This window comes from Erwinia sp. (assembly GCF_031978025.1).
GTDB lineage: Bacteria > Pseudomonadota > Gammaproteobacteria > Enterobacterales > Enterobacteriaceae > Erwinia.
Map to the genome: position 1 here is coordinate 1 of NZ_DALZCD010000273.1, position 5,827 is coordinate 5,827.

5 protein-coding genes are annotated in these 5,827 nt (G+C 56.5%); all 5 read right to left on the reverse strand.

The features are described 5' to 3' along the window. Positions 1–533: 533 nt before the first annotated feature. Positions 534–761: a zinc ribbon domain-containing protein gene (locus RTK32_RS17960; RefSeq protein WP_312046382.1), complete on the reverse strand. Its 228-nt coding sequence runs from the start codon at positions 759–761 to the stop codon at positions 534–536. 248 nt (positions 762–1,009) lie between these two features. Continuing rightward, positions 1,010–2,500, reverse strand: coding sequence for a ribosome biogenesis GTPase Der (gene der / locus RTK32_RS17965; RefSeq protein ID WP_312046384.1), 1,491 nt, complete (start codon positions 2,498–2,500; stop codon positions 1,010–1,012). 151 nt (positions 2,501–2,651) lie between these two features. Further along, the gene (bamB, locus tag RTK32_RS17970; protein ID WP_312046386.1) at positions 2,652–3,833 is read right to left on the reverse strand and encodes an outer membrane protein assembly factor BamB; all 1,182 of its coding nucleotides are present in this window, start codon (positions 3,831–3,833) and stop codon (positions 2,652–2,654) included. Between the two features lie 31 nt (positions 3,834–3,864). After that, on the reverse strand, positions 3,865–4,485 hold the full coding sequence (locus tag RTK32_RS17975) for a YfgM family protein (RefSeq protein ID WP_312046387.1): 621 nt from the start codon (positions 4,483–4,485) through the stop codon (positions 3,865–3,867). 11 nt (positions 4,486–4,496) lie between these two features. After that, positions 4,497–5,786: a histidine--tRNA ligase gene (hisS, locus tag RTK32_RS17980; RefSeq protein ID WP_312046389.1), complete on the reverse strand. Its 1,290-nt coding sequence runs from the start codon at positions 5,784–5,786 to the stop codon at positions 4,497–4,499. Between the last annotated feature and the right edge of the window lie 41 nt (positions 5,787–5,827).

Sequence of the window (5,827 nt, forward strand, 5' to 3'; positions counted from 1 at the left end):
ATCACAAAGAACAGGCCGGTTGCCAGCAAAATCAGGCCCAACACAACGCACCACAGGCCCAGCCATTTTGGCGACCGGGCATTCGTTTGAGACATGGTAAAAATACTCCTGAGAAATAGCGACTTCAGCCACACGCCGCCCATACCGGGCTTTCAGCCACGCCGGACGAAGCGAGTTGATATCCTGCTTTGGTCACTATTTTATTAACAAGGCGATACGGGCTGAGCCCGTCCTGCATCAGCAACCCGCCAGTGACGGCCGCCGATCGCAAAAAATTGTACCATGCGGTTCATAAATGACTACACATAAAATTAACAAAATTCACATTCATGAGAATTATTAAAACGTATTTTTAACGCTACCTGTCCGTTTCGAGGCGCAACCGTCCGCGCCCCTGAAAAGAAAGTGGGCGTTTCAGTGAAAAATGTAAGCGTTAGCGGGGAGCGGGGAGCGGGGAGCGGGGAAAAATACAGCAGGAGTAACGGGGACGTTAGTAGATTACCCGCCTGCTAATTCAGAGCCGGGCAGGATAATTACAGTGATTCAATAAGCGGTCTGAAGACGACACGCGTTCTGGAAATCAGGCCGTCGCCGTTAGGGCAAAAATAGTCGGTAGCCCCACAGGCCTTGAGGATCTGTAGCGGCCGATCGCAATCTGGGCAGATAGCTTTGGCGGCAAAATCGCGCTGGCAGCCGTCGCAGTACAGGCGCTCGTCCCGCATAGCAAGGGGTTGCTGGCAAATTGGGCAGTGTTCGCTCATCGTGTTCTCCTGTTTTATTTGAGAAGTATAAAACAAAGTTTACCCGCTGCTCTATGACAGAGGGCGCCTTTTTACGGGGGTGCTCAGGGGCGTTATTATGGGTTTAGGGTGGCGCTAAGGGACCTTATGGCCCACAGCAGAAAGAGATCAATCAAACATTCGCCCGGGTCTTACCTCACAAAAAGCAGGCCCGGCATAATGCCGGGCCCGGAAAGAACAGCGATCGGGCCAGCAAAAGCCCCTGTGGATCAGCGTTTGTTCTTTTTCAGATGGCTCATCAGGCGCTGGCGCTTGCGCTGTTGGTTAGGCGTCAGCAAATTTCGTTTACCGGCAAAAGGGTTCTCCCCTTCTTTAAACTGAATACGAATAGGCGTCCCCATCACTTCCAGCGAGCGGCGGAAGTAGTTCATCAGGTAACGCTTATAGGAATCAGGCAGATCTTTCACCTGGTTACCATGAATCACCACGATTGGCGGGTTGTAGCCGCCAGCGTGCGCATACTTCAGCTTCACGCGGCGACCACGCACCAGCGGTGGCTGGTGATCGTCGGCAGCCATATTCATAATACGGGTCAGCATGGAGGTATTTACGCGACGGGTTGAGCAATCGTAAGCTTCGGTGACCGACTCAAACAGGTTGCCTACGCCGCTGCCGTGCAGCGCGGAAATAAAGTGCACGCGGGCGAAATCGATAAAGCCAAGACGGAAGTCCAGCGTCTCTTTCACTTCTTCACGCACTTCCTGCGACAGGCCATCCCATTTGTTGACCACAATCACCAGGGAGCGGCCGCTGTTGAGAATAAAGCCCAGCAGCGACAGATCCTGATCGGAAATCCCTTCATGCGCATCGATCACCAGCATCACCACGTTGGCGTCTTCGATAGCCTGCAGCGTCTTAATCACCGAAAACTTTTCGACCGTTTCGGTAATTTTACCGCGCTTGCGCACGCCCGCCGTGTCGATCAGGATGTATTCACGACCGTCACGCTCCATCGGGATATAGATACTGTCGCGGGTGGTGCCAGGCATATCGTAAACCACCACGCGCTCTTCACCGAGGATACGGTTGGTGAGCGTGGATTTACCCACGTTAGGGCGACCAACGATAGCCAGCTTGATCGGCAGATCCAGCGGGTTGAAATCGTCTTCCTCTTCTTCCTGCTCGGCGTCGCTTTCTTTCGCCGCCAGCTCTGCCCAATAGGCCGCGTTCTCTTCTTCTTCCGTCAGCTCCGCCTGCGGCACAACTTCATCCATCCACGGCAGCAGCACCATTTCCAGCAGGCCGGTGACGCCACGGCCATGAGAAGCAGCGATAGGATGAATGTCTCCCAGGCCCAGCGAATAGAAATCCACCACGGCGGAATCCGGATCCATGCCGTCGGTTTTGTTGGCTACCAGGAAAGTGGGTTTCTGGCGTGAGCGCAAATGTTGAGCGATGGCCTGGTCGGCAGGCATCAGGCCAGCACGTGCATCGACCATAAACAGCACCACGTCGGCTTCTTCAATCGCCAGCAGCGACTGTTCGGCCATTCGGGTTTCCACGCCCTCTTCATTGCCATCGATACCGCCGGTATCAATGCAGATAAACTCACGCCCTTCGACCTCGGCGCGACCATACTTACGGTCACGGGTTAGCCCGGGAAAATCCGCTACCAGCGCATCTCGCGTGCGCGTAAGACGGTTAAAAAGTGTAGATTTTCCCACATTGGGACGCCCGACCAGCGCGACCACAGGTACCATATTGAAGCCTCATTACTAAAATTAAACGCCTGACTGCTTCTGACTCAATTGCTGACGCGCACGCAGGCTGAACGCGTAGAGGATACCACGCCTGAAAAAAAACGAAACGGCCCCTGAACAATCAGAGGCCGTTTCGACGTACTTCGCGTAATTAGCGAGTAAATGCGTAAACTTCGCCGCCCTTCGCCTGGATCAGCAGCTTATCGCTGGCAACGACCGGCGCGGTCTGGAAGCCAGAGCCGTCAACTTTCTGCTGCACAACAAAACGGCCGTCGGTGGTATTAACCCAGTGCAGGTAGCCTTCGCTGTCGCCCACAACCAGGTAACCATTATACAGGACCGGTGCGGTCAGGTTACGGTGCAGCAGATCGCTCTGACGCCACAGGGTCACGCCGCCATCGGTGCTTAACGCCACTACGCGATCGTCCTGGTCAACCAGATAGATGCGTCCCGCGTCTACGATCATATCGTGCACGGAGCCGATCTCGCGTTTCCACATCAGCTGGCCTGAACGCAGATCCAGTGCCGCCAGGCTGCCGTTATAGGCCAGCGCGTAAACCACGCCGTCAACGACCACCGGGGTGGTGTCCACATCGGCCAAACGATCGATTTCCGTTGCGCCACCCGGCTGGGAGATGCGCTGCTGCCAGATAATCTGACCCTGATTCATGATTACCGCACTGACGCGACCGTTATCGCCGCCCACAATTGCCGCACCAAAGGCGGTAACAGGTGCCGATTCGCCGCGCAGCGACAGGGCCGGTACGTCAAGGTTGACCGTCCACTTCACGACGCCGCTGTTCTGGTCCAGCCCCTGCAACATGCCGTTGCTGGTATGCACCAGCACCAGGCCATCGCTGGCAACCGGACGCGACAGCACTTCGCCAGCCGCTTTAGTCTGCCAGGCCACAGAGCCGTCGCTGCTGTTCAGCGCATAAACCTGACCGCGCTCGCTGCCGACATAGACATGTCCGCCATCGTAAGAAAGGCCGCCAGACAGCAACGCCGGCAGATTCTTAGAGAAGAAGCCCGTTTTCGTTGACAGGTCGACTTTCCATTGTTCTTTGCCATCGCCCGCATTCAGCGCCTTGACGGTACCAAAACGATCCGCAGCGTACACGGTGTTTTCAGACCAGGCCGGATGCAGATTGGAATAGTAATCGCCCACGCCATCACCTACCGACGTGCTCCAGACTTTTTCCGGGGTAAACTGATTTTCCACCTTCGGCAGCGGCGACATTTTAACCACGTCTTCTTCACCGCTGAACCATGAACATCCGCTGAGCAGCGTGACTGAAATCAGTGCCGGCAGCAGTATCTTACGCAATTCCATGAAATCCCTCTTAAGCCCGTTGCGGCAATTATTAGCCCGGCAAATTATTCATTTTCATCTGCAGCATCTCTTTCAGCGCCGGCGAGGCGTTGGAAGCAATGCCTTTACTCCAGGCTTCACGAGCGCCCTTGCTGTCGCCTTTGCTGAGCAGCGCTTCACCGCGTACGTCAGCAATGATAGCCGTCCAGCCTTCGCCCTTGATCGTATCCAGGGTTTTCAGCACCGCGTCTGGCTGCTTCTGCTGCAGCTGAATACGGGCCAGGCGCAGGTTCAGCACCGCCTGCAGATTGGCATCTTTGGTTGCCTTCAGGCCGCTTTGCAGCTGCGCGGCGGCTTTGTCCAGCTCGTTGTTATCAACATAACGTTTCGCCAGATCCAGCGAAGCCAGCGCACCATAGGTATTGCTGTTACTGTCCGCGAATTTCGCCGCCGCCGTCAGCGTTTCCGGCTTGCTGTTGTCCAGGGCGCCAGAAACCTGCTGGTAGGTCGCCGAGACTTCGCGGCTGCTGTTATCCTGATGGCCGCTCCAGTAGCGCCAGCCTGCCAGTGCGCCGATGCCGATAATCACGCCGATGGCCAGCGCTTTGCCGTTCTGCGCGAAAAAACCTTTCAGCGCATCGACCTGCTCGTTTTCGTTGTTATACACTTCCACGCAAACTCTCCTTAAATCGCGGCCGTCTGCTTCAGCATTGCTGCCAGCGTCGCTGCCGCCTCATGCTGCTCCAGCTTCTGCTGCTCGCCGTTGCGCAAATCTTTGATGACCACCTGATTATTGGCGACTTCTTCCTCACCCAGCACCAGTGCGACGCGTGCGCCCCACTTGTCCGCGCGGGCAAATTGCTTCTTGAAGTTACCGCCGCCAAAGTTGGTCATCAGCTTCAGAGATGGATCCGCATCACGCAGTTTTTCCGCCAGCAGCATCGCCGCAGACTGTACGCCAGCCCCTGAAGCGATAACATAGACATCGACAACGCGCGTCGGTTCAAATTCCGGATTCACTGCCTGCACCAGCAGTACCAGACGCTCCAGCCCCATCGCAAAACCGACGGCCGGCGTGGCGCGGCCGCCCAGCTGTTCAACCAGGCCATCGTAGCGGCCGCCAGCGCACACCGTGCCCTGCGCGCCCAGGCTGCTGGTCACCCATTCAAAGACGGTGCGGTTGTAGTAGTCCAGGCCGCGCACCAGGCGCTGATTGACGGTATAGGCGATACCCGCCGCATCCAGCAGCTGGCAAAGGCCGTCAAAGTGCTCGCGGGATTCGTTGTCCAGATAGTCGCCCAGCACCGGCGCGTCGTTCAGCAGCTGCTGGACGTCCGGGTTTTTGCTGTCCAGCACGCGCAGCGGGTTGCTGTACATGCGGCGTTTGCAATCCTCATCCAGCGTCTCTTTATGCTGTTCCAGGAAAGCCACCAGCGCATCACGGTAGTTTGCTCGGGCCTCTAAAGACCCGATAGAATTCAGCTCAAGACGCACGTGATCGGCGATGCCCAGTGCCTTCCACCAGCGCGCGGTCATCATGATCAATTCGGCATCGATATCCGGTCCCTGAAGACCAAACACTTCCGCGCCGATCTGATGGAACTGACGATAGCGGCCCTTCTGCGGGCGTTCATAGCGGAACATCGGCCCGATATACCACAGGCGCTGTTCCTGATTGTAGAGCAGACCGTGCTCGATACCGGCACGCACGCAGCTTGCCGTTCCTTCCGGACGCAGCGTCAGGCTTTCGCCGTTGCGATCGTCGAAGGTGTACATCTCTTTTTCAACCACGTCGGTTACTTCACCGATAGCGCGTTTGAATAACGGGGTCTGCTCTACAATCGGTGTGCGGATTTCGCTGTAGCCATAGCTGGACAGCCCCTGTTTAAGGGTTTGTTCAATACGCTGCCATACCGCGGTGTCCACCGGCAGATAATCGTTCATGCCGCGGATCGCCTGAATATTCTTCGCCACTGTTTTCTCTTCTTTCCTGTCGGGGGCGGGCGCGCAAGCTG

Bases quoted from the DNA above. Each gene is read 5' to 3' on its own strand.
- bamB (WP_312046386.1), bottom strand. From the start codon at position 3,833: ATGGAATTGCGTAAGATACTGCTGCCGGCACTGATTTCAGTCACGCTG.
- RTK32_RS17960 (WP_312046382.1), bottom strand. From the start codon at position 761: ATGAGCGAACACTGCCCAATTTGCCAGCAACCCCTTGCTATGCGGGAC.
- der (WP_312046384.1), bottom strand. From the start codon at position 2,500: ATGGTACCTGTGGTCGCGCTGGTCGGGCGTCCCAATGTGGGAAAATCT.